Here is a 21,098-nt window from a genome sequence, read left to right on the forward strand (position 1 = left end):
AGCCATGCCGGGCCCCACGCTCGAGACAGGGGAACACTCTCGTGGCACGTGAAGTGCTGACCGACCTGAACAAGGTCCGCAACATCGGGATCATGGCGCACATCGACGCCGGTAAGACCACCACCACCGAGCGGATCCTGTTCTACACCGGGATCAACTACAAGATCGGCGAAGTCCACGACGGCGCCGCCACCATGGACTGGATGGAGGAGGAGCAGAAGCGGGGTATCACCATCACCTCGGCTGCCACCACCACGTTCTGGGCCGATCACCAGATCAACATCATCGACACCCCCGGGCACGTCGACTTCACCGTCGAGGTGGAGCGCTCGCTCCGCGTGCTCGACGGCGCCGTGGCCGTCTTCGACGGCAAGGAAGGCGTCGAGCCGCAGTCCGAGCAGGTCTGGCGGCAGGCGGACAAGTACGAAGTCCCGCGCATCTGCTTCGTCAACAAGATGGACAAGCTGGGCGCCGACTTCTACTTCACCGTGCGCACCATCGAGGAGCGTCTCGGTGCCCGGCCGCTGGTCATCCAGCTGCCGATCGGCGCCGAGAACGACTTCGAGGGTGTCATCGACCTCGTCCGCATGAAGGCGCTGACCTGGCGGGGCGAGGTGAGCAAGGGCGAGGACTACGAGATCGAGGACATCCCCGCCGAGCTCGCCGACCGCGCCGCCGAGTACCGCGAGAAGCTGGTCGAGACGGTCGCCGAGGCCGACGACTCCCTGATGGAGAAGTTCCTCGAGGGCGAGGAGCTCACGGAGGCCGAGATCAAGGCCGGCATCCGCAAGCTCACGGTCGCGCGCGAGGCGTACCCGGTGCTCACCGGCTCCGCGTTCAAGAACAAGGGCGTGCAGCCGATGCTGGACGCGGTCATCGACTACCTGCCGTCCCCGCTGGACGTGCCGGCCGTCGAGGGCACGCTGCCCGACGGCGAGACCCCGGTCTTGCGCAAGCCGTCGGTCGACGAGCCGTTCTCCGCGCTCGCGTTCAAGATCGCCGCGCACCCGTTCTTCGGCAAGCTGACCTACATCCGGGTCTACTCGGGCAAGGTCTCCGCGGGCGCCCAGGTCGTCAACGCGACCAAGGAGCGCAAGGAGCGCATCGGCAAGCTCTTCCAGATGCACTCCAACAAGGAGAACCCGGTCGAGGAGGCCCAGGCCGGCCACATCTACGCGGTCATCGGCCTGAAGGACACCACGACCGGTGACACGCTGGCCGACCCGCAGAACCCGGTCGTCCTCGAGTCGATGACCTTCCCGGATCCCGTTATCCGCGTGGCCATCGAGCCGAAGACGAAGGCCGACCAGGAGAAGCTGTCGCTCGCGATCCAGAAGCTGGCCGAGGAGGACCCCACCTTCCAGGTCCAGCTCGACGAGGACACGGGCCAGACGATCATCGCGGGCATGGGCGAGCTGCACCTCGAGGTGCTGGTGAACCGCATGAAGTCCGACTACAAGGTCGAGGCGAACATCGGTAAGCCGCAGGTCGCCTACCGCGAGACGATCAAGAAGACGGTCGACAAGCTCGACTACGTGCACAAGAAGCAGACCGGTGGTTCCGGCCAGTTCGCGAAGGTCATCGTGAAGCTGGAGCCGCTGCAGACGACGGACGGTGCACTCTACGAGTTCGACAACAAGGTCACCGGTGGTCGCGTGCCGCGGGAGTACATCCCGTCGGTCGACGCGGGCGCGCAGGACGCCATGCAGTACGGCGTGCTGGCCGGCTACCCGCTCGTCGGGTTGAAGTTCACCTTGTTGGATGGTGCGTACCACGAGGTCGACTCTTCGGAGATGGCGTTCAAGATCGCCGGTTCCATGGCGATGAAGGAAGCCGCGAAGAAGGCCGGCCCGGTCATCCTCGAGCCGATGATGGCCGTCGAGGTCACGACTCCCGAGGACTACATGGGTGACGTGATCGGTGACCTCAACTCCCGCCGTGGCCAGATCCAGGCCATGGAGGAGCGCGCCGGTACCCGTGTCGTGAAGGCACTGGTGCCGCTGTCGGAGATGTTCGGTTACGTGGGCGACCTGCGGTCTCGCACCCAGGGTCGCGCGAACTACTCCATGGTGTTCGACTCCTACGCCGAGGTTCCCGCGAACGTCGCGAAGGAAATCATCGCGAAGGCGACGGGGGAGTAGTTCCCCCTCGCTCGCGGGCATAAGGAACACTCCTGAACGTCCGCAGCAAAGACGACGAGTAACAATCCCCGGCCGGCAGCCACGTCGGCCGGGGAGCACAAAGCGAAATCAGTCCAGGAGGACATTCCAGTGGCGAAGGCGAAGTTCGAGCGGAGCAAGCCGCACGTCAACATCGGGACCATCGGTCACGTCGACCACGGCAAGACCACGCTGACCGCGGCGATCACCAAGGTTCTGCACGACAAGTACCCGGAGCTCAACGAGTCGCGTGCGTTCGACCAGATCGACAACGCGCCCGAAGAGCGCCAGCGCGGTATCACGATCAACATCTCGCACGTCGAGTACCAGACCGAGAAGCGTCACTACGCGCACGTCGACGCCCCCGGTCACGCGGACTACATCAAGAACATGATCACCGGTGCCGCCCAGATGGACGGTGCGATCCTGGTCGTGGCCGCCACCGACGGCCCCATGCCGCAGACCCGCGAGCACGTGCTGCTCGCCCGCCAGGTCGGCGTGCCCTACATCGTGGTCGCGCTGAACAAGGCCGACATGGTCGACGACGAGGAGATCCTGGAGCTCGTCGAGCTCGAGGTTCGCGAGCTGCTGTCCTCGCAGGAGTTCCCGGGCGACGACGCGCCGGTCGTGCGCGTGTCGGGCCTGAAGGCTCTCGAGGGCGACGCCAAGTGGGCCGAGGCTGTCCTCGAGCTCATGACCGCCGTCGACGACAACGTGCCGGACCCGGTGCGTGAGCTCGACAAGCCGTTCCTCATGCCGATCGAGGACGTCTTCACCATCACCGGCCGCGGCACCGTGGTGACCGGTCGTGTGGAGCGTGGCGTGGTCAACGTCAACGAAGAGGTCGAGATCGTCGGCATCAAGGAGAAGTCGCAGAAGACGACTGTCACCGGTGTCGAGATGTTCCGCAAGCTGCTCGACTCGGGCCAGGCGGGCGACAACGTCGGCCTCCTGCTCCGCGGCATCAAGCGCGAGGACGTCGAGCGCGGCCAGGTCGTCGTGAAGCCGGGTACCACCACCCCGCACACCGACTTCGAGGGCCGGGTCTACATCCTGTCGAAGGACGAGGGTGGCCGTCACACCCCGTTCTTCAACAACTACCGCCCGCAGTTCTACTTCCGTACGACCGACGTGACCGGCGTCGTGACCCTCCCCGAGGGCACCGAGATGGTCATGCCGGGCGACAACACGGACATCTCGGTCCAGCTGATCCAGCCGGTCGCGATGGACGAGAACCTGCGCTTCGCGATTCGCGAGGGCGGCCGCACCGTGGGTGCGGGTCAGGTCACCAAGATCATCAAGTGATTTCGACGCCCTTGGCTGGGGCAATACACCCCCCAGTCAAGGGCGTCAACTCACGTGTGCGACACTATTCAGGTTGCTCGTCCCGGGGCGGCCGAATCCCAGAGTTGTGCGAATGACTCACGGGGTTCCGGCCGCCCCTGTACGAGCGGCCACGGTCCGTCCAGCTCTTCCTTCGGGGTGAGGCTAGCGGGCAAAGGCCAACCAGCCGGCGGTGCTGTTTTGCGGCACCGCGGGCTCGCGGCCTCCTCACGTTGAGGAAGACCAGGCAGGACGATCCCACGGGATCCGTCTGTGCGTCGGGCGCGACACGCCCGACCGCGTGGACCGGGGACAGGGCCGTTGAACTGCTGAAACCGGGGCTGGCGCCCGGGTTGACGAGACAAGCGGCACGAGACGACGAAGGAACGAGCAGCCACCATGGCGGGACAGAAGATCCGCATCCGGCTCAAGGCCTACGACCACGAGGCGATCGACACCTCGGCGCGCAAGATCGTGGAGACGGTCACGCGCACCGGCGCCCGTGTTGTCGGGCCGGTGCCGCTGCCCACCGAGAAGAACGTTTACTGCGTCATCCGCTCGCCGCACAAGTACAAGGACTCGCGCGAGCACTTCGAGATGCGCACGCACAAGCGTCTGATCGACATCCTCGACCCGACGCCGAAGACGGTCGACGCGCTCATGCGCATCGACCTGCCGGCGAGCGTCGACGTCAACATCCAGTAGCGGCTGGCGAGCGGCGGAGAGTAAGAGACTCATGTCTGACAGGCAGATGAAGGGCATCCTGGGCACCAAGCTCGGCATGACCCAGGTCTTCGACGAGCAGAACCGGGTTGTCCCGGTCACCGTCGTGAAGGCCGGTCCGAACGTGGTCACCCAGGTTCGGACCCAGGACAAGGACGGCTACGCGGCCGTGCAGCTGGCGTTCGGCGCGGTCGACCCGCGCAAGGTGAACAAGCCGCGCACCGGCCACTTCGACAAGGCGGGCGTGACCCCGCGGCGCTTCCTCGCGGAGCTGCGTACCACGGACGCCGAGACGTACGAGGTCGGTCAGGAGATCACCGCTGAGGTGTTCGCCGCCGGCGTCGAGGTCGACGTGACCGGTACCAGCAAGGGCAAGGGCTACGCCGGTGTCATGAAGCGCCACGGCTTCAAGGGCCAGGGCGCGAGCCACGGTGCTCAGGCCGTGCACCGCAAGCCGGGTTCCATCGGTGGCTGCGCCACCCCCGGCCGCGTCTTCAAGGGCCTGCGCATGGCGGGTCGTATGGGCTCGGACCGGGTCACCACGCAGGGCCTCACCGTGCACGCCGTGCGCGCCGAGGACGGCCTGCTGCTGATCAAGGGCGCCGTGCCCGGTCCCAAGGGCGGCCTGCTGTTCGTGCGCAGCGCCGCGAAGGGTGGTAACTCCGAATGACAAGCGTCGAGCTGAAGACCCCGGCCGGTAAAGCCGACGGCACCGTGGACCTCCCCGAGGAGATCTTCGACGTGCAGGCCAATGTCGCGCTGATGCACCAGGTGGTGGTGGCCCAGCTGGCCGCCGCGCGCCAGGGCACGCACGACACGAAGACCCGTGGTGAGGTCTCCGGTGGCGGCAAGAAGCCGTACCGGCAGAAGGGCACCGGTCGTGCCCGCCAGGGTTCGACCCGCGCGCCGCAGTTCGCCGGCGGTGGCGTCGTCCACGGCCCCACGCCGCGTGACTACACCCAGCGCACCCCCAAGAAGATGAAGGCCGCCGCTCTGCGTGGCGCCCTCTCGGACCGGGCCCGCGCCGGGCAGCTGCACGTCGTGACCGAGCTGGTCGCCGGTGAGAAGCCGTCGACCAAGGCCGCCAAGACCGCGATCGCCGCCGTGACGCAGGCGAAGCGCGTTCTCGTGGTGCTGCACCGGGACGACGAGCTGTCCTGGGTTTCTCTGCGGAACCTGCCCGAGGTGCACATCCTCTGGGCGGACCAGCTCAACACCTACGACGTGCTGGTCAACGACGACGTCGTGTTCACCAAGGCCGCGTACGACGCGTTCGTCGCAGGCCCCGTCCGTGGCAAGGCCGTCAAGGCCTCCGCGCGGTCGGGCGAGGTTACGGAAGGGAGTGACGAGAAGTGAGCTCGGTCGCCATTCCGGACCACCGCGACATCCTGCTCGCGCCGGTCATCTCCGAGAAGTCCTACGGGCTGCTCGAGGACCACAAGTACACGTTCATCGTCCGCCCGGACGCCAACAAGACCCAGATCAAGATCGCGGTCGAGAAGGTGTTCGGTGTCAAGGTGGTCAGCGTCAACACGGCCAACCGTCAGGGCAAGCGGAAGCGGACTCGCGCGGGCTTCGGCAAGCGCAAGGACACCAAGCGCGCCATCGTGACTCTTTCGCCCGAGAGCAAGGCGATCGAGATCTTCGGCGGACCCACCGCGTAAAGGACTGAGCTGACAATGGGCATCCGCAAGTACAAGCCGACGACCCCGGGTCGTCGCGGTTCGAGCGTCTCGGACTTCGCCGAGATCACCCGCTCCACGCCGGAGAAGTCGCTGCTGCGTCCGCTGAGCGGTTCGGGCGGTCGCAACTCGTCGGGCAAGATCACCACCCGGCACAAGGGTGGCGGCCACAAGCGCGCCTACCGCGTCATCGACTTCCGTCGCAATGACAAGGACGGCGTGCCGGCCAAGGTCGCGCACATCGAGTACGACCCCAACCGCACCGCGCGCATCGCGCTCCTGCACTACGCCGACGGCGAGAAGCGCTACATCATCGCGCCGGACAAGCTGAAGCAGGGCGACACCGTCGAGAACGGCCCTCGCGCCGACATCAAGCCGGGCAACAACCTGCCGCTGCGCAACATCCCGGTCGGCACCGTGGTCCACGCGATCGAGCTCCGCCCCGGTGGCGGCGCGAAGATGGCGCGTTCCGCCGGCGCCCGCGTGCAGCTGGTCGCCAAGGACGGGCCGTACGCCCAGCTGCGGCTTCCCTCGGGCGAGATCCGCAACGTCGACGTGCGCAACCGCGCGACCGTCGGCGAGGTGGGCAACTCCGAGCACGCCAACATCAACTGGGGCAAGGCGGGTCGTAACCGCTGGCGCGGCAAGCGCCCCACCGTCCGTGGTGTCGTCATGAACCCGGTCGACCACCCGCACGGTGGTGGTGAGGGCAAGACCTCCGGTGGTCGCCACCCGGTCAACCCGAACGGTAAGCCCGAGGGTCGTACGCGCCGCCGCAAGGCGAGCGACGCTCTCATCGTCCGCCGCCGTCGCACCGGCAAGAACAAGCGCTGAGCAGGGAGGTAGAACAACATGCCACGTAGCCTCAAGAAGGGCCCGTTCGTGGACGACCACCTGCTCAAGAAGGTGGACGCGCTGAACGAGGCCAACAAGAAGACCGTGATCAAGACCTGGTCGCGTCGCTCGACGATCATCCCGGATTTCCTGGGCCACACGATCGCCGTGCACGACGGCCGCAAGCACGTCCCGGTGTTCGTCACCGAGGCCATGGTGGGTCACAAGCTGGGCGAGTTCGCCCCGACTCGGACCTTCAAGGGCCACATCAAGGACGACCGCAAGTCGCGCCGCCGCTGAGCGGGCACGAAACAAGACAAGGGAAGTAGCGATGAACGCCCAGAACGACGCGACGGTCGAGGCTCTGCCTACGGCTTACGCGCGGGCTCGCTTCGTCCGGGACTCGCCGACCAAGGTGCGCCGGGTGATCGAGCTCATCAAGGGACGTAGCGCCGCCGACGCCTTGGCCGTGCTCCGGTTCGCCCCGCAGGCGGCCAGCGAGCCGGTCGCGAAGGTGCTCGCCAGCGCCGTGGCCAACGCCGAGAACAACCTTCAGCTGGACCCGGAGACGCTCTGGGTCAAGAACGCGTACGCCGACGAGGGCCCGACCCTCAAGCGCATCCGCCCGCGGGCCCAGGGCCGCGCGTACCGGATCCGCAAGCGGACGAGCCACATCACCGTCGAGGTGGAGTCGCGTCCGAAGGCCGACGTGAAGAAGGCTCAGAGCAAGAAGAAGGCAGGTGGCCGGTAGTGGGCCAGAAGATCAACCCGCACGGCTTCCGCCTGGGTATCACCACGGACTGGAAGTCGCGCTGGTACGCCGACAAGCAGTACTCGGAGTACGTGGCCGAGGACGTGAAGATCCGCAAGCTGCTGTCCACGGGCATGGAGCGCGCCGGCATCTCCAAGGTCGAGATCGAGCGCACCCGTGACCGCGTCCGCGTCGACATCCACACCGCCCGGCCGGGCATCGTCATCGGCCGTCGCGGCGCGGAGGCCGACCGGATCCGTGGCGCGCTGGAGAAGCTGACCGCCAAGCAGGTCCAGCTGAACATCCTCGAGGTCAAGAACCCCGAGGCCGACGCGCAGCTCGTCGCGCAGGGTGTCGCTGAGCAGCTGAGCAACCGCGTGGCGTTCCGCCGCGCGATGCGCAAGGCGATCCAGACCTCCATGCGCTCGCCGCAGGTCAAGGGCATTCGCGTGCAGTGCGGCGGTCGTCTCGGCGGTGCCGAGATGTCCCGCTCCGAGCACTACCGCGACGGCCGGGTCCCGCTGCACACGCTGCGCGCCGACATCGACTACGGCTTCTTCGAGGCCAAGACGACGTTCGGTCGCATCGGCGTGAAGGTGTGGATCTACAAGGGTGAGCTGGTCGGTGGCCTCAAGGCCCGCGAGGCGCGCGACGCCGCCGCGGCCGCCGAGCGGGCCCCGCGCCGCGACCGTGGCGACCGTCCCTCCCGTCCGCGCCGCTCCGGCGCTTCGGGCACGACGGCCACCTCGACCGAAGCCGGCCGCGCCGCAGCCGCCGCGAAGACCGAAGACACGGCACCCGTGGCGACCGAAGCGGCCCCGGCTGCCGAGACCGCAGAAAAGACGGAGGGCTGAGACGTGCTCATCCCGCGCAGGGTCAAGCACCGGAAGCAGCACTCCCCGAAGCGCCACGGCGCCGCCAAGGGCGGTACGAAGGTCAGCTTCGGCGAGTTCGGCATCCAGGCGCTTGAGCACAGCTACGTGACGAACCGGCAGATCGAGTCCGCTCGTATCGCCATGACCCGTCACATCAAGCGTGGCGGCAAGGTGTGGACGACGATCTACCCGGACCGCCCGCTGACCAAGAAGCCGGCCGAAACCCGCATGGGTTCCGGTAAGGGTTCGCCCGAGTGGTGGATCGCCAACGTGAAGCCGGGTCGCGTGATGTTCGAGATCAGCTTCCCGAACGAGGAGACGGCCCGTGAGGCCCTCCGTCGCGCGATCCACAAGCTGCCCATGAAGTGCCGCATCGTGACCCGTGAAGGTGGTGAGTTCTGATGGCCAACGGCGCCGCCCAGGCATCGGAGCTTCGTGAGCTCACCGCGGAAGAGCTCGTGCTGCGTCTGAAGGAATACAAGGAGGAGCTCTTCAACCTCCGCTTCCAGATGGCGACCGGGCAGCTGGACAACAACCGTCGGCTGCGCACCGTCCGCACGGACATCGCGCGGATCTACACGGTCATGCGCGAGCGGGAGCTCGGGCTTTCCGTGGCCCCCGACAGCGAGAGTGAAGGTGCCGCATGAGCGAGCCCACCACCGAGACCGAGAAGGTCGTGCGCAACTACCGCAAGGTGCGCGAGGGCTACGTCGTCTCGGACAAGATGGACAAGACGATCGTGGTCGAGCTCGAAGACCGCAAGAAGCACCCGCGCTACTCGAAGGTTCTGCGCAGCACCACCAAGGTCAAGGTGCACGACGAGAACAACGAGGCGGGCGTGGGCGACCGGGTCACCCTGATGGAGACCCGGCCGCTGTCGGCGACGAAGCGCTGGCGCCTCGTGCAGGTCGTGGAGAAGGCCAAGTAAGCAGGGCTCTTCGGAGTCCTTGGTTCCGCAAGGCTCGCGTTGTGAGACAACACGCGAGAACCGGCGCGACATACAGGAGTTGACGTGATCCAGCAGGAGTCGCGGCTACGGGTTGCCGACAACACCGGTGCGAAGGAGATCCTTTGCATCCGGGTGCTCGGTGGTTCGGGGCGGCGCTACGCGGGTATCGGCGACATCATCGTCGCCACCGTGAAGGACGCCATCCCGGCTGCCGGGGTGAAGAAGGGCGACGTCGTCAAGGCCGTCATCGTCCGCACGGTGAAGGAACGCCGTCGTCCGGACGGTTCCTACATCCGCTTCGACGAGAACGCCGCTGTGCTCATCAAGAACGACAACGAGCCCCGTGGCACCCGCATCTTCGGCCCGGTGGGCCGCGAGCTGCGCGACCGAAAGTTCATGAAGATCATTTCGCTCGCGCCGGAGGTGCTGTGATGAAGGTGAAGAAGGGCGACACGGTCGTCGTCATCGCCGGCAAGGACAAGGGCGCCAAGGGCAAGGTCATCCAGGCCTACCCGGAGCGGGACCGCGTGCTGGTCGAAGGCGTGAACCGGATCAAGAAGCACACCCGGATCACCCAGACCCAGCGTGGTGCGCAGTCCGGTGGCATCGTGACCCAGGAAGCGCCCATCCACGTGTCGAACGTGATGGTCGTGGACTCGGACGGCAAGCCGACCCGCGTGGGCTACCGCATCGGCGAGGACGGCAAGAAGGTCCGGGTCTCGCGCCGGAACGGCAAGGACATCTGACATGACCACCGCAGAGAAGATCGTGCCGCGTCTGAAGACCCGGTACCGCGACGAGATCAAGGGCGAGCTCCAGAAGGAGTTCTCCATCCCCAACGTGCACCAGATTCCCGGCGTCGTGAAGGTCGTCGTGAACATGGGTGTGGGTGACGCGGCCCGCGACAGCAAGCTCATCGAGGGTGCTGTCCGCGACCTGTCGCTGATCACCGGCCAGAAGCCGGAAGTCCGGAAGGCCCGCAAGTCCATCGCGCAGTTCAAGCTGCGCGAGGGCCAGCCGATCGGCGCGCGCGTGACGCTGCGCGGCGACCGGATGTGGGAGTTCCTGGACCGGCTGCTCACCATCGCGCTGCCCCGTATCCGCGACTTCCGCGGCTTGTCCGGCAAGCAGTTCGACGGCAACGGCAACTACACGTTCGGTCTCAACGAGCAGTCGATGTTCCACGAGATCAACCCCGACGACATCGACCGTCCGCGCGGTATGGACGTCACCGTCGTCACGACCGCCACCACCGACGACGAGGGCCGGGCGCTGCTGCGCAAGCTCGGTTTCCCGTTCAAGGAGAACTGAGCCGATGGCCAAGAAAGCGCTGGTCCACAAGGCCGCCAAGAAGCCGAAGTTCGCCGTGCGGGGTTACACCCGCTGCAACCGTTGTGGTCGGCCGCACTCGGTGTACCGCAAGTTCGGGCTCTGCCGGATCTGCCTCCGGGAGATGGCGCACGCGGGCGAGCTGCCCGGCGTCCACAAGTCCAGCTGGTAAGAGGCTCGAAACTATTTCCCAGTTCGCCACAGGCCCCGCCCTCACACGGCGGGGAACCAGGCGAGAAAGGTTGACAGGTCACCATGACGATGACCGACCCCATCGCAGACTTCTTGACGCGTCTGCGTAACGCGAACTCGGCGTACCACGACGAGGTCGTGCTTCCCCACTCGAAGATCAAGGCGAACATCGCCGAGATCCTCAAGCGCGAGGGCTACATCGCGGGCTACCGCGACGAGCCGGGCGAGAAGCACAAGAACCTGATCGTGGAGCTGAAGTACGGCCCCAACCGTGAGCGCAGCATCGCCGGCCTCCGGCGCGTGTCGAAGCCGGGTCTGCGGGTGTACGCAAAATCGACCGAACTGCCGTCCGTGCTGGGTGGCCTCGGCGTCGCGATCATCTCGACGTCCGGCGGCCTGCAGACCGACCGTCAGGCCAAGCGCAACAACGTGGGCGGCGAAGTCCTCGCCTACGTCTGGTAAGGAAGGGGGCACAGACATGTCACGCATCGGAAAGCTGCCGGTCGCCGTCCCCTCCGGGGTCGAGGTGACCATCAACGGTCAGCACATTCAGGTCAAGGGTCCCAAGGGCACCCTCGAGCACACCGTCGCCGAGCCCATCACCGTCGAGCGCGGTGAAGACGGCGCGCTGCAGGTGAAGCGCTCGGACGACGAGCGCACCTCCAAGGCGCTGCACGGTCTCACCCGCACGCTGGTGAACAACCTCGTCGTCGGTGTCACCACCGGCTACGAGAAGAAGATGGAAATCCACGGCGTCGGTTACCGCGTGCAGGCCAAGGGCTCGGACCTCGAGTTCGCCCTCGGCTACAGCCACCCGGTGAAGATCGAGGCGCCGGAGGGCATCACCTTCAAGGTGGAGACCCCCACCCGGTTCTCGGTGTCCGGCATCGACAAGCAGAAGGTCGGCCAGATCGCCGCGGTCATCCGCAAGCTGCGCCGTCCCGACCCGTACAAGGGCAAGGGCCTGCGCTACGAGGGTGAGAAGATCCGCCGCAAGGTCGGAAAGACGGGTAAGTGATCATGAGCGACACGACTACGACGAAGCGCAAGCCGGTCGGCAAGGACATCTCGACCCGCCGCCGCGTCGCGAAGGCCCGTCGGCACTTCCGCCTGCGCAAGAAGGTCAGCGGCACGCCGGTTCGTCCGCGGCTGGTCGTCAAGCGTTCCTCGCGGCACATCGCCGTGCAGGTGATCGACGACCTCGCCGGCCACACCCTGGCGTCGGCGTCCACCCTCGAGGCGGACGTCCGCGCGGCCGACGGCGACAAGAAGGCCAAGGCCGCGAAGGTCGGCGAACTCGTCGCCTCGCGCGCCAAGGCGGCCGGGATCTCGGCTGTGGTGTTCGACCGTGGCGGCAACGCCTACCACGGCCGCATCGCCGCGCTGGCCGACGCCGCCCGTGAGGCGGGGTTGGAATTCTGATGCAGATGCTCGTCAATGGAAGGAAAGCCTGATGCCGGGACGTACGCGGCAATTCGGCGGCGGCCAGGGCGGACCGGGCGGTCAGGGCGGCAACGACCGCGGTGACCGTCGCGACCGCCGGGACCGGCGCGACAGCGGCCGTGGCGGGGCGGCCCAGGACAAGACCCCGCACCTCGAGAAGGTCGTGACGATCAACCGCGTCGCGAAGGTCGTCAAGGGTGGTCGTCGCTTCAGCTTCACCGCCCTCGTCGTCGTCGGCGACGGTGACGGCCAGGTCGGCGTCGGCTACGGCAAGGCCAAGGAAGTTCCCGCGGCCATCGCCAAGGGCGTCGAGGAAGCGAAGAAGAACTTCTTCCGCGTGCCTCGCGTCGGTGGCACCATTCCCCACCCGATCCAGGGTGAGGAAGCCGCCGGTGTCGTGCTGCTGCGTCCGGCTTCGGCCGGTACCGGTGTCATCGCCGGTGGCCCGGTGCGCGCGGTGCTGGAGTGCGCGGGTGTCCACGACGTGCTGTCGAAGTCGCTCGGCTCCGACAACGCGATCAACATCGTGCACGCGACCGTCGCGGCCCTGAAGGGTCTGCAGCGTCCCGAAGAGGTCGCGGCCCGCCGCGGTCTCCCGCTCGAGGACGTCGCTCCGGCCCGGATGCTGCGCCAGCGCGCGGGCCAGGGGGTCTGACATGACTCAGCTCAAGGTCACCCAGGTCAAGAGCAAGATCGGCACGAAGCACGCTCACCGCGAGTCGCTGCGCACCCTCGGGCTGCGCAAGATCCGCCAGAGCGTCGTGCGTGAAGACACCCCCCAGGTGCGCGGCCTGATCCACACCGTCCGCCACCTGGTGGAGGTCGAGGAGGTCCAGGCATGACGGCCATCAAGATCCACCACCTGCGTCCGGCTCCGGGCGCCAAGCGCGACAAGATCCGCGTGGGCCGTGGTGAAGGTTCCAAGGGCAAGACGGCCGGCCGCGGTACGAAGGGCACCAAGGCCCGCAAGAACGTGCCCGCCGGCTTCGAGGGTGGGCAGATGCCCATCCACATGCGGCTGCCGAAGCTGCGTGGCTTCAAGAACCGCTTCCGCACCGAGTACCAGCCCGTGAACGTGGGCGACATCGCCCGCGTGTTCCCGGACGGCGGCAAGATCGGCGTCGAGGAGCTCGTCGCGGGCGGTCTCGTCCGCAAGGGCAGCCTCGTGAAGGTCCTCGGCAACGGAGACGTCAACGGCGTGAAGCTGGACGTCACCGCGGACGGTTTCTCCGGCTCTGCCAAGGAGAAGCTCGAAGCTGCCGGTGGTTCCGCCACCGCCAACTGAGGCACCTGAAGCACTGATACCCGACTCGGGCCCATCCAGCGCACCGCTGGGTGGGCCCGAGTCGTTGTGTGGGCTCTTCCACAGGCGCGTTCGCGGCCGTCGCGGGGAGCGGGCCCGGCGGGTCCGCTCAGGGCCACTGAGGACGTTCGCGGCCGGCCGTGCGGCAGTCGGTGCCCGCGGCCCGATCCGTTGTGCGCCAACGAAGCAACCCGGCCCGGCCCCGCGCGTCCACCGTGTAGCGGCCACCGGCACACGACCGAAGACCGGGGCCGAACAGGTGATCATTTCGCCTGCGAACGGTCCAACCTGCGGCATCGCCCCAGGCGTCTCGAAGCCGGCTGAGACGGAAAACGCACACGCGCTGCGGACACGCCCTGTGAAGCTGTTAGAGTCGGCCACACGCTTCGGGACCAGTGTGCCCTGAGGCGTTCCTGGCTTGCCTGCCAGTGAGCTGTGTTCCCGCCGGTCTCGTGCCGGCCAAGCCGATCGTCGGTAGGACAGCCGACGACGCCGAGGAGGTCCCCCGCGTGCTCAGCGCCTTCCGCTCGGCTCTCGCGACGCCGGATCTACGCAAGAAGATCCTGTTCACGCTAGCCATCGTCGCGGTCTACCGGATCGGTGCCGCCATCCCGGCCCCGGGGATCTCGTTCTCCGCCGTGCAGGCCTGTAGCTCTCAGGCTGACCAGCAGGGCGTCTACCAGCTGCTGAACCTGTTCAGCGGTGGTGCGCTGCTCCAGCTGTCGCTGTTCTCGACCGGCATCATGCCGTACATCACGGCGAGCATCATCATCCAGCTGCTGACCGTGGTGATCCCGCGGTTCGAGGAGCTGAAGAAGGAAGGCCAGGCCGGCCAGAACAAGCTCACGCAGTACACCCGGTACCTCACGATCGCCCTGGCGATCCTGCAGGCCACCGGCGTTGTCGCGCTGGCCGACCGCGGCACCCTGTTCCAGGGCTGCCAGCAGCAGATCATCCCGGACAACAGCGTCTACTCGCTGGCGCTGATCGTCTGCACCATGACCGCGGGCACCGCCGTCATGATGTGGCTGGGCGAGCTCATCACCGAGCGCGGCGTCGGCAACGGCATGTCGGTCCTGATCTTCCTCAACATCGCGGCCCGCATCCCCACCGAGGGCGCCAACATCATGAGCAACGGCGGCGCGGTCGCCCTGGTCATGATCTGCGTGTTCGGCTTGGTGATCATCGCGAGCGTCATCTTCGTGGAGCAGGGGCAGCGCCGGATCCCGGTGCAGTACGCCAAGCGCATGATCGGCCGCCGGATGTACGGCGGCACGTCGACGTACCTGCCCATCAAGGTGAACCAGGCCGGCGTCATCCCGGTCATCTTCGCGTCGTCGCTGCTGTACCTGCCGCAGCTGCTCAGCCAGCTCATCGGCGACCCGAACAGCAACTCCGGCTGGCAGGCCTTCATCCAGAACTACCTGGTCAACCAGAGCAGCTGGGTGCACATCCTGCTGTACTTCGCGTTGATCATCTTCTTCACGTACTTCTACATCACGATCACGTTCAACGTCGACGAGCGTGCGGACGAGATGAAGAAGTTCGGTGGCTTCATCCCGGGTATCCGCCCGGGCCGTCCCACCGCCGAATACCTGAGCTACGTCCTCGGCCGGATCACCCTGCCGGGCTCGCTGTACCTGGGCATCATCGCGATCCTCCCGAACTTCTTCCTGTCCCTCACCGGCAGCGGGAACAACCAGAACTTCCCGTTCGGTGGCACGGCTGTGCTGATCATGGTGGGTGTCGGCCTCGACACCGTGAAGCAGATCGAAAGCCAGCTGATGCAGCGCAACTACGAAGGGTTCTTGAAGTGACGCGAGTGGTTCTCGTCGGCCCGCCCGGCGCGGGTAAAGGTACGCAGGCGGTGGCCCTGTCCGAGCAGCTGCGGGTTCCGCACATCTCGACCGGTGACCTGTTCCGCGCCCACGTCGGCCAGGAGACGCCGCTCGGCCAGGAGGCCAAGCGCTACCTCGACTCGGGTGAGCTCGTCCCCGACTCGGTGACCAACGAGATGGTCCGCGAACGGCTCGCCGAGCCCGACGCGAAGGCCGGCTTCCTGCTCGACGGTTTCCCCCGCAACACGAAGCAGGCCGAGGTCCTCGGCGAGATGCTGAAGGAATCCGACTGCGCGCTCGAGTCGGTGATCCAGCTGCAGGTGCCCGAGGACGTGGTCGTGTCCAGGCTGATGGCCCGTGGCCGCGCCGACGACACCGAAGAGGTCATCCGCCGCCGCCAGCAGATCTACTGGTCCGAGACGGCCCCGCTGCTGGAGTACTACGCCGACATCCTGGTGGCTGTCGACGGCGTGGGCGACGTGCAGGAGATCTCGGACCGCGTGCTGAAAGCGCTGCGCGACCGCACGTGAATCTCGGAGGGTTGCGTGTTCTGCAAGTGCTCCGCCGTGGGCGCATGATCGAGGTCAAGACGCCGGGCGAGCTGCAGGCGATGCGGGCGGCAGGGCTGGTCGTCGCGAAGACGCTGGCCGCCGTGCGCGAGCGTGCGCAGGTGGGGGTCAGCACCGCCGAGCTCGACGAGCTGGCCGAGCAGACGATCCGCGACGCGGGGGCCGTGCCGTCCTTCAAGGGCTACCACGGTTTCCCCGCGTCGATCTGCGCGTCGGTGAACGAGCAGATCGTCCATGGCATCCCGTCGAGCCGGCAGGTGCTGGCCGACGGTGACCTGATCTCGGTCGACTGCGGCGCCATCCTCGACGGCTGGCACGGCGACTCCGCCGTGACGCTCGCGATCGGCGCTGTCAGCGAGAAGGACCTCGCGCTGTCCGCCGCCACGGAGAAGTCCATGTGGGCCGGCATCGAGGCCGTGCACGCGGGCGGCCGGCTCACCGACATCTCGTTCGCCGTGCAGACCGCGGCCGAGAAGGCGGGCCGCGACAACGGCGTCGAGTACGGGATGATCCTCGAGTACGGCGGCCACGGCATCGGCCGCCAGATGCACATGGACCCGTTCCTGCCGAACGTCGGCAAGCCCGGCAAGGGCCCGCGGCTCAAGGTCGGCATGGCGCTCGCGATCGAGCCCATGCTCACCGGGGGCGGCGGCGAGACCGTGGAGCTCGAGGACGGCTGGACCGTGGTCACGGCCGACGGCTCCCGCGCCTCGCACTGGGAGCACACCGTCGCCATCACCGAGGACGGTCCCTGGGTGCTCACCGCGCCCGAAGAGGACTGATACGGCGTTCACCCAGCCGGCAAAGTTCACCTGACCAGGCGATTCTCGCAGGTCGGCTCGTTTTCAGGCATACTGGAACCCTGGCGCCCCACCGCCGGCTTGTAGCACAGTTACCCCCCGTTTGGGGGTCGCGACACGAGTTGCGTACACTGTCAAGTCGGCGTACTCATCGCGCCGGTTCCTGCGCGCTCGTGAACTCTCGCGAACACTCGGAGTCGGGGTGGAGTGTGCCGGAGCAGCACCCCAGTAAGCAAGGGACTCGAGCTCAAACCGATCACGCTGTGTGCATCAAGCGTGCATTCAGGGATTGCGGAGGACATGGCTAAGAAAGACGGGGCCATCGAGGTCGAAGGCCGCGTGGTCGAGCCGCTCCCCAACGCGATGTTCCGCGTCGAGTTGGAGAACGGCCACAAAGTTCTTGCCCACATCAGCGGCAAGATGCGGCAGCACTACATCCGCATCCTGCCCGAGGACAGGGTCGTCGTGGAGCTTTCGCCCTACGACTTGTCTCGTGGTCGCATCGTCTACCGCTACAAGTGATCACGAAGAGCTGAGAAGAAGCAGGAGAGTCGGAGACGTGAAGGTCCAGCCGAGCGTCAAGAAGATCTGCGACAAGTGCAAGGTGATCCGCCGCCACGGCCGGATCATGGTGATCTGCGAGAACCTGCGTCACAAGCAGCGTCAGGGCTGAGCACCGCACTCCAGCAGAGCGGATTGACGGCTACACACCCTCCCCGCACCTGCCGGGCCGCGTGAGCGGTCCGGTTCACCCCCGGACTTCAGGCCGGGGCCGGGACACCCGCAGCGCAAGCCGCGGGCACGACAGGCGAGTCGGTTCCGGAACCGGACGGGGAGAAGACCTGAAGATGAAATCGAAGAAGGAGCTACAGCGCCCATGGCACGACTCGCTGGCGTAGACCTCCCCCGCGAAAAGCGGTTGGAGATCGCGCTGACCTACATCTACGGCATCGGCCGTACCCGCTCGAAGCAGATGATCGCTGCTGCCGAGCTCAACGCGGACACCCGCGTGAAGGACCTCAGCGATGAGGACCTCATCAAGCTTCGTGACTACATCGACGAGAACTTCAAGGTCGAGGGTGACCTGCGTCGCGAGGTGAACGCCGACATCCGTCGCAAGATCGAGATCGGCACCTACCAGGGCCTGCGCTGGCGTCGTGGTCTGCCCGTCCGCGGTCAGCGGACCAAGACCAACGCCCGCACCCGCAAGGGTCCGAAGAAGACGGTCGCCGGCAAGAAGAAGGCTGGCAAGAAGTGAGCGTCAAGGGCAAGAAGGTCGTGCAGATGGGCGGCGGGAACCGTCGCGGCACGGCTTGTGTCTCGCCCAAGGCGCTCTACGCCCGCCCGATGGCGCTGCGGAACCTGTACACCGACGCCGGATCGATCATCCGACGCGGTCAGGCCGAAGCGGTTGCCGCTCACCAAGAGAACGCGCGCTAACAGGAGAACCCTCAGAACATGCCACCGAAGTCTCGTACTGCGGCGGGGGCCAAGAAGGTCCGCCGCAAGGAAAAGAAGAACGTCGCGCACGGTCACGCGCACATCAAGAGCACGTTCAACAACACCATCGTCTCGATCACGGACCCCACGGGCGCCGTGATCGCGTGGGCGTCGAGTGGTCACGTGGGCTTCAAGGGCTCGCGCAAGTCCACCCCGTTCGCCGCGCAGATGGCCGCCGAGAACGCGGCCCGCAAGGCTGCCGAGCACGGCATGAAGAAGGTCGACGTCTTCGTGAAGGGCCCGGGTTCGGGCCGCGAGACGGCGATCCGCTCGCTGCAGGCCGCCGGTCTCGAGGTCGGCACCATCCAGGACGTGACCCCGCAGCCCCACAACGGCTGCCGCCCGCCCAAGCGGCGCCGGGTCTGAGGAACGGGGAGGAGTAAGAAGAAATGGCTCGTTACACCGGCCCCGCGACGCGTATTTCGCGTCGCCTCAAGGTTGACCTCATCGGCGGCGACCAGGCTTTCGAGCGTCGCCCCTACCCGCCGGGCCAGCACGGCCGCGGGCGCATCAAGGAGTCCGAGTACCTCCTGCAGTCGCAGGAGAAGCAGAAGGCTCGCTACACCTACGGCGTTCTCGAGCGCCAATTCGTCCGGTACTACAAGGAAGCCGTTCGGCGTCCGGGCAAGACCGGTGAGAACCTGCTGCAGATCCTCGAGTCCCGGCTGGACAACGTGATCTACCGCGCCGGCATCGCCCGCACGCGCCGCCAGGCGCGCCAGCTGGTGAGCCACGGCCACTTCCTGGTCAACGGCGTCAAGGTCAACGTCCCGTCCTTCCAGGTCTCCAAGTGGGACATCATCGACGTGCGGCCGAAGTCGTTCTCGATGCTGCCCTTCGTGGTGGCGAAGGAGTCCTTCGGCGAGCGCCCCATCCCGGCGTGGCTGCAGGTCGTCCAGTCCAACCTCCGCGTGCTGGTCCACCAGCTGCCGGAGCGTGCGCAGATCGACGTTCCGGTTCAGGAACAGCTGATCGTCGAGCTCTACTCGAAGTAACCCAGCTTCCGGGCTGAGTTACGGGCGGCGGCGCAACAGGTGCGCCGCCGCCGCGCCATCCCTTCGACGTCATATGGCGGGCGTCGTCTGGAAAGGAACCAGAAGAAATGCTGATTTCCCAGCGGCCGGCTCTCGGCGAAGAGACGGTCAACGAGACCCGCTCCCGGTTCACCATCGAACCGCTGGAGCCCGGCTTCGGCTACACGCTCGGCAACTCGCTGCGGCGCACGCTGCTGTCGTCCATTCCGGGCGCGGCCGTGACGAGCATCCGCATCGACGGCGTGCTGCACGAGTTCACCACCGTTCCCGGGGTGAAGGAAGACGTCACCGACATCATCCTGAACCTCAAGGAGCTCGTGGTGTCCTCGGAAGAGGACGAGCCGGTCACCATGTACCTGCGCAAGCAGGGCCCCGGTGAGGTCACGGCAGCCGACATCGTGCCCCCGGCCGGCGTCACCGTGCACAACCCGGACCTCCACATCGCGGCCCTGAACGGCAAGGGCAAGCTCGAGATCGAGCTCGTCGTCGAGCGTGGCCGCGGTTACGTTCCGGCTCTGCAGAACAAGCAGGCCGGCGCCGAGATCGGCCGTATCCCGGTCGACTCGATCTACTCGCCGGTGCTGAAGGTGACGTACAAGGTCGAGGCCACTCGTGTCGAGCAGCGCACCGACTTCGACAAGCTGATCCTGGACGTCGAGACCAAGCCGTCGATCACGCCGCGCGACGCGGTCGCGTCGGCGGGCAAGACGCTGGTGGAGCTGTTCGGTCTCGCTCGCGAGCTGAACGTCGACGCCGAGGGCATCGAGATCGGCCCGTCGCCGCAGGAAGCGGACACCATCGCTGCCTACGCGATGCCGATCGAGGACCTGGACCTCACCGTCCGGTCGTACAACTGCCTCAAGCGCGAAGGCATCCACACGGTGGGCGAGCTCGTCTCGCGCAGCGAGGCGGACCTGCTCGACATCCGCAACTTCGGTGCGAAGTCGATCGACGAGGTCAAGCTGAAGCTGGTCGGTCTCGGCCTGGCGCTCAAGGACAGCCCGCCCGGGTTCGACCCGACCGCGGCTGCCTCGAGCTACGACGGTGAGGGCTGGTCGGGCAGCGTGGCCGGCATCGGCGGCGGGATTTCGGACGAGGGCCACGACGATGGCCAGGACTACGCAGAGACGGAGCAGCTGTAAGGCCGCGTAGGCCTGGAGCTGTGCAGCTGAACTAGGAGAACCAATGCCCACCCCTACCAAGGGAGCCCGGCTCGGCGGGTCGTCCGCGCACGAGCGGCTGATCCTGGCCAACTTGGCCACGCAGCTGTTCGAGCACGGCAAGATCACCACGACCGAGGCGAAGGCCCGCCGGGTGCGCCCGCTGGCCGAGAAGCTGATCACCAAGGCGAAGCGGGGCGACCTGCACAACCGTCGCCAGGTGCAGAAGGTCGTGCGTGACAAGGACGTCGTGCACAAGCTCTTCGCCGAGATCGGTCCGCACTTCGCGGAGCGCGCCGGCGGTTACACCCGCATCACCAAGACGATGCCGCGCAAGGGCGACAACGCCGCCATGGCCGTCATCGAACTGGTCGCGGAGAAGACCGTGACGTCGGAAGCCGAGCGGGCTCGCAAGACGAAGTTCGCGAAGGACGAGAAGCCGGCCGAGACCGCCGTGGTCGAGGAGACCACTGCTGACGAGGCCGTCGCCGAGGCTCCGGCCGAGGAGACCACCGAGGCCGCGGCTTCGGAGGAGGCTGCTTCGGAGGAGGCCGCCGCCGACGAGGCTGCCGCTGACGACGCGGACGCCAAGAAGGACTGAAGTCCTGACGGCACAGTCGACACCGGACGAGCC

Annotated in this window: 34 protein-coding genes; all 34 read left to right on the top strand. The window is 66.8% G+C overall.

What is annotated here, in order from left to right; all coding sequences use genetic code 11:
- Positions 1 to 41: 41 nt before the first annotated feature.
- The 34 genes from fusA (at position 42) to rplQ (ending at position 21,065) form a co-directional block, all read left to right on the top strand.
- Positions 42 to 2,141, top strand: coding sequence for an elongation factor G (gene fusA, locus ACQPXB_RS03945; protein WP_366575800.1), 2,100 nt, complete (start codon positions 42 to 44; stop codon positions 2,139 to 2,141).
- Between the two features lie 129 nt (positions 2,142 to 2,270).
- The gene (tuf, locus tag ACQPXB_RS03950; RefSeq protein WP_360597555.1) at positions 2,271 to 3,464 is read left to right on the top strand and encodes an elongation factor Tu; all 1,194 of its coding nucleotides are present in this window, start codon (positions 2,271 to 2,273) and stop codon (positions 3,462 to 3,464) included.
- A 417-nt stretch (positions 3,465 to 3,881) separates the two neighbouring features.
- Complete coding sequence (gene rpsJ, locus ACQPXB_RS03955) at positions 3,882 to 4,187, top strand: 30S ribosomal protein S10 (protein WP_003102098.1); 306 nt, start codon at positions 3,882 to 3,884, stop codon at positions 4,185 to 4,187.
- Between the two features lie 31 nt (positions 4,188 to 4,218).
- Positions 4,219 to 4,875 (top strand): 50S ribosomal protein L3, encoded by a 657-nt coding sequence (gene rplC / locus ACQPXB_RS03960; RefSeq protein WP_360597553.1) that lies wholly within the window; start codon positions 4,219 to 4,221, stop codon positions 4,873 to 4,875.
- Positions 4,872 to 5,561, top strand: a complete 690-nt coding sequence (gene rplD, locus ACQPXB_RS03965) for a 50S ribosomal protein L4 (RefSeq protein WP_366575799.1) — start codon at positions 4,872 to 4,874, stop codon at positions 5,559 to 5,561. The genes rplC and rplD overlap by 4 nt, the downstream gene beginning before the upstream one ends.
- On the top strand, positions 5,558 to 5,869 hold the full coding sequence (gene rplW / locus ACQPXB_RS03970) for a 50S ribosomal protein L23 (protein ID WP_220246080.1): 312 nt from the start codon (positions 5,558 to 5,560) through the stop codon (positions 5,867 to 5,869). The genes rplD and rplW overlap by 4 nt, the downstream gene beginning before the upstream one ends.
- A gap of 15 nt (positions 5,870 to 5,884) precedes the next feature.
- Positions 5,885 to 6,721 carry a 50S ribosomal protein L2 gene (gene rplB, locus ACQPXB_RS03975; protein ID WP_366575797.1) on the top strand — a complete coding sequence of 279 codons (837 nt, stop codon included), beginning with the start codon at positions 5,885 to 5,887 and terminating at the stop codon, positions 6,719 to 6,721.
- 18 nt (positions 6,722 to 6,739) lie between these two features.
- A complete protein-coding gene (gene rpsS / locus ACQPXB_RS03980) occupies positions 6,740 to 7,021 on the top strand; it encodes a 30S ribosomal protein S19 (protein WP_153035997.1) in 282 nt (93 codons plus the stop codon).
- A gap of 31 nt (positions 7,022 to 7,052) precedes the next feature.
- Positions 7,053 to 7,472, top strand: coding sequence for a 50S ribosomal protein L22 (gene rplV / locus ACQPXB_RS03985; RefSeq protein ID WP_220246082.1), 420 nt, complete (start codon positions 7,053 to 7,055; stop codon positions 7,470 to 7,472).
- Positions 7,472 to 8,326 (top strand): 30S ribosomal protein S3, encoded by an 855-nt coding sequence (gene rpsC, locus ACQPXB_RS03990; RefSeq protein WP_366575794.1) that lies wholly within the window; start codon positions 7,472 to 7,474, stop codon positions 8,324 to 8,326. The genes rplV and rpsC overlap by 1 nt, the downstream gene beginning before the upstream one ends.
- Positions 8,327 to 8,329: 3 nt before the next feature.
- Positions 8,330 to 8,749, top strand: a complete 420-nt coding sequence (gene rplP / locus ACQPXB_RS03995) for a 50S ribosomal protein L16 (RefSeq protein ID WP_091618501.1) — start codon at positions 8,330 to 8,332, stop codon at positions 8,747 to 8,749.
- On the top strand, positions 8,749 to 8,994 hold the full coding sequence (rpmC, locus tag ACQPXB_RS04000) for a 50S ribosomal protein L29 (RefSeq protein ID WP_220246084.1): 246 nt from the start codon (positions 8,749 to 8,751) through the stop codon (positions 8,992 to 8,994). Before rplP ends, rpmC begins: the two co-directional genes overlap by 1 nt.
- Positions 8,991 to 9,275 (top strand): 30S ribosomal protein S17, encoded by a 285-nt coding sequence (rpsQ, locus tag ACQPXB_RS04005; RefSeq protein ID WP_360597546.1) that lies wholly within the window; start codon positions 8,991 to 8,993, stop codon positions 9,273 to 9,275. The genes rpmC and rpsQ overlap by 4 nt, the downstream gene beginning before the upstream one ends.
- Before the next feature lie 84 nt (positions 9,276 to 9,359).
- Positions 9,360 to 9,728 (top strand): 50S ribosomal protein L14, encoded by a 369-nt coding sequence (gene rplN / locus ACQPXB_RS04010; protein WP_004558867.1) that lies wholly within the window; start codon positions 9,360 to 9,362, stop codon positions 9,726 to 9,728.
- The gene (gene rplX, locus ACQPXB_RS04015; RefSeq protein WP_204091700.1) at positions 9,728 to 10,042 is read left to right on the top strand and encodes a 50S ribosomal protein L24; all 315 of its coding nucleotides are present in this window, start codon (positions 9,728 to 9,730) and stop codon (positions 10,040 to 10,042) included. The genes rplN and rplX overlap by 1 nt, the downstream gene beginning before the upstream one ends.
- Before the next feature lies 1 nt (position 10,043).
- On the top strand, positions 10,044 to 10,607 hold the full coding sequence (gene rplE / locus ACQPXB_RS04020) for a 50S ribosomal protein L5 (RefSeq protein ID WP_360597545.1): 564 nt from the start codon (positions 10,044 to 10,046) through the stop codon (positions 10,605 to 10,607).
- Between the two features lie 4 nt (positions 10,608 to 10,611).
- On the top strand, positions 10,612 to 10,797 hold the full coding sequence (locus ACQPXB_RS04025) for a type Z 30S ribosomal protein S14 (protein ID WP_326568105.1): 186 nt from the start codon (positions 10,612 to 10,614) through the stop codon (positions 10,795 to 10,797).
- 83 nt (positions 10,798 to 10,880) lie between these two features.
- A complete protein-coding gene (rpsH, locus tag ACQPXB_RS04030) occupies positions 10,881 to 11,279 on the top strand; it encodes a 30S ribosomal protein S8 (protein ID WP_220246088.1) in 399 nt (132 codons plus the stop codon).
- Positions 11,280 to 11,295: 16 nt separating this feature from the next.
- On the top strand, positions 11,296 to 11,835 hold the full coding sequence (gene rplF / locus ACQPXB_RS04035; protein WP_432849536.1) for a 50S ribosomal protein L6: 540 nt from the start codon (positions 11,296 to 11,298) through the stop codon (positions 11,833 to 11,835).
- The gene (rplR, locus tag ACQPXB_RS04040; RefSeq protein WP_364045225.1) at positions 11,832 to 12,239 is read left to right on the top strand and encodes a 50S ribosomal protein L18; all 408 of its coding nucleotides are present in this window, start codon (positions 11,832 to 11,834) and stop codon (positions 12,237 to 12,239) included. Before rplF ends, rplR begins: the two co-directional genes overlap by 4 nt.
- A 31-nt stretch (positions 12,240 to 12,270) precedes the next feature.
- On the top strand, positions 12,271 to 12,915 hold the full coding sequence (gene rpsE, locus ACQPXB_RS04045; protein ID WP_004558874.1) for a 30S ribosomal protein S5: 645 nt from the start codon (positions 12,271 to 12,273) through the stop codon (positions 12,913 to 12,915).
- A 1-nt stretch (position 12,916) separates the two neighbouring features.
- Entirely contained in the window at positions 12,917 to 13,102 is a 186-nt protein-coding gene (gene rpmD / locus ACQPXB_RS04050) for a 50S ribosomal protein L30 (protein WP_020643215.1), read from the top strand.
- Positions 13,099 to 13,545 carry a 50S ribosomal protein L15 gene (rplO, locus tag ACQPXB_RS04055; protein WP_360597541.1) on the top strand — a complete coding sequence of 149 codons (447 nt, stop codon included), beginning with the start codon at positions 13,099 to 13,101 and terminating at the stop codon, positions 13,543 to 13,545. The genes rpmD and rplO overlap by 4 nt, the downstream gene beginning before the upstream one ends.
- Positions 13,546 to 14,072: 527 nt before the next feature.
- Complete coding sequence (gene secY / locus ACQPXB_RS04060) at positions 14,073 to 15,380, top strand: preprotein translocase subunit SecY (RefSeq protein ID WP_360597836.1); 1,308 nt, start codon at positions 14,073 to 14,075, stop codon at positions 15,378 to 15,380.
- Positions 15,377 to 15,931, top strand: a complete 555-nt coding sequence (locus tag ACQPXB_RS04065) for an adenylate kinase (protein ID WP_220246093.1) — start codon at positions 15,377 to 15,379, stop codon at positions 15,929 to 15,931. The genes secY and ACQPXB_RS04065 overlap by 4 nt, the downstream gene beginning before the upstream one ends.
- A 44-nt stretch (positions 15,932 to 15,975) precedes the next feature.
- The gene (map, locus tag ACQPXB_RS04070; RefSeq protein WP_386946382.1) at positions 15,976 to 16,752 is read left to right on the top strand and encodes a type I methionyl aminopeptidase; all 777 of its coding nucleotides are present in this window, start codon (positions 15,976 to 15,978) and stop codon (positions 16,750 to 16,752) included.
- A gap of 318 nt (positions 16,753 to 17,070) precedes the next feature.
- On the top strand, positions 17,071 to 17,292 hold the full coding sequence (gene infA, locus ACQPXB_RS04075; protein ID WP_004558881.1) for a translation initiation factor IF-1: 222 nt from the start codon (positions 17,071 to 17,073) through the stop codon (positions 17,290 to 17,292).
- A 37-nt stretch (positions 17,293 to 17,329) separates the two neighbouring features.
- Positions 17,330 to 17,443 carry a 50S ribosomal protein L36 gene (gene rpmJ / locus ACQPXB_RS04080; protein ID WP_004558882.1) on the top strand — a complete coding sequence of 38 codons (114 nt, stop codon included), beginning with the start codon at positions 17,330 to 17,332 and terminating at the stop codon, positions 17,441 to 17,443.
- A 204-nt stretch (positions 17,444 to 17,647) separates the two neighbouring features.
- Positions 17,648 to 18,028 carry a 30S ribosomal protein S13 gene (gene rpsM / locus ACQPXB_RS04085; RefSeq protein WP_204091690.1) on the top strand — a complete coding sequence of 127 codons (381 nt, stop codon included), beginning with the start codon at positions 17,648 to 17,650 and terminating at the stop codon, positions 18,026 to 18,028.
- Positions 18,025 to 18,210 (top strand): hypothetical protein, encoded by a 186-nt coding sequence (locus ACQPXB_RS04090; RefSeq protein WP_285970654.1) that lies wholly within the window; start codon positions 18,025 to 18,027, stop codon positions 18,208 to 18,210. The genes rpsM and ACQPXB_RS04090 overlap by 4 nt, the downstream gene beginning before the upstream one ends.
- Before the next feature lie 18 nt (positions 18,211 to 18,228).
- Positions 18,229 to 18,636 (top strand): 30S ribosomal protein S11, encoded by a 408-nt coding sequence (rpsK, locus tag ACQPXB_RS04095; RefSeq protein ID WP_004558885.1) that lies wholly within the window; start codon positions 18,229 to 18,231, stop codon positions 18,634 to 18,636.
- A 23-nt stretch (positions 18,637 to 18,659) separates the two neighbouring features.
- Complete coding sequence (rpsD, locus tag ACQPXB_RS04100; RefSeq protein ID WP_326568113.1) at positions 18,660 to 19,265, top strand: 30S ribosomal protein S4; 606 nt, start codon at positions 18,660 to 18,662, stop codon at positions 19,263 to 19,265.
- Between the two features lie 107 nt (positions 19,266 to 19,372).
- Positions 19,373 to 20,446, top strand: a complete 1,074-nt coding sequence (locus ACQPXB_RS04105) for a DNA-directed RNA polymerase subunit alpha (RefSeq protein ID WP_285970652.1) — start codon at positions 19,373 to 19,375, stop codon at positions 20,444 to 20,446.
- Between the two features lie 43 nt (positions 20,447 to 20,489).
- The gene (rplQ, locus tag ACQPXB_RS04110) at positions 20,490 to 21,065 is read left to right on the top strand and encodes a 50S ribosomal protein L17 (RefSeq protein WP_366575784.1); all 576 of its coding nucleotides are present in this window, start codon (positions 20,490 to 20,492) and stop codon (positions 21,063 to 21,065) included.
- Positions 21,066 to 21,098: the final 33 nt, after the last annotated feature.

The sequence above is a fragment of the Amycolatopsis sp. CA-161197 genome (assembly GCF_050942255.1).
Lineage (GTDB): Bacteria > Actinomycetota > Actinomycetes > Mycobacteriales > Pseudonocardiaceae > Amycolatopsis.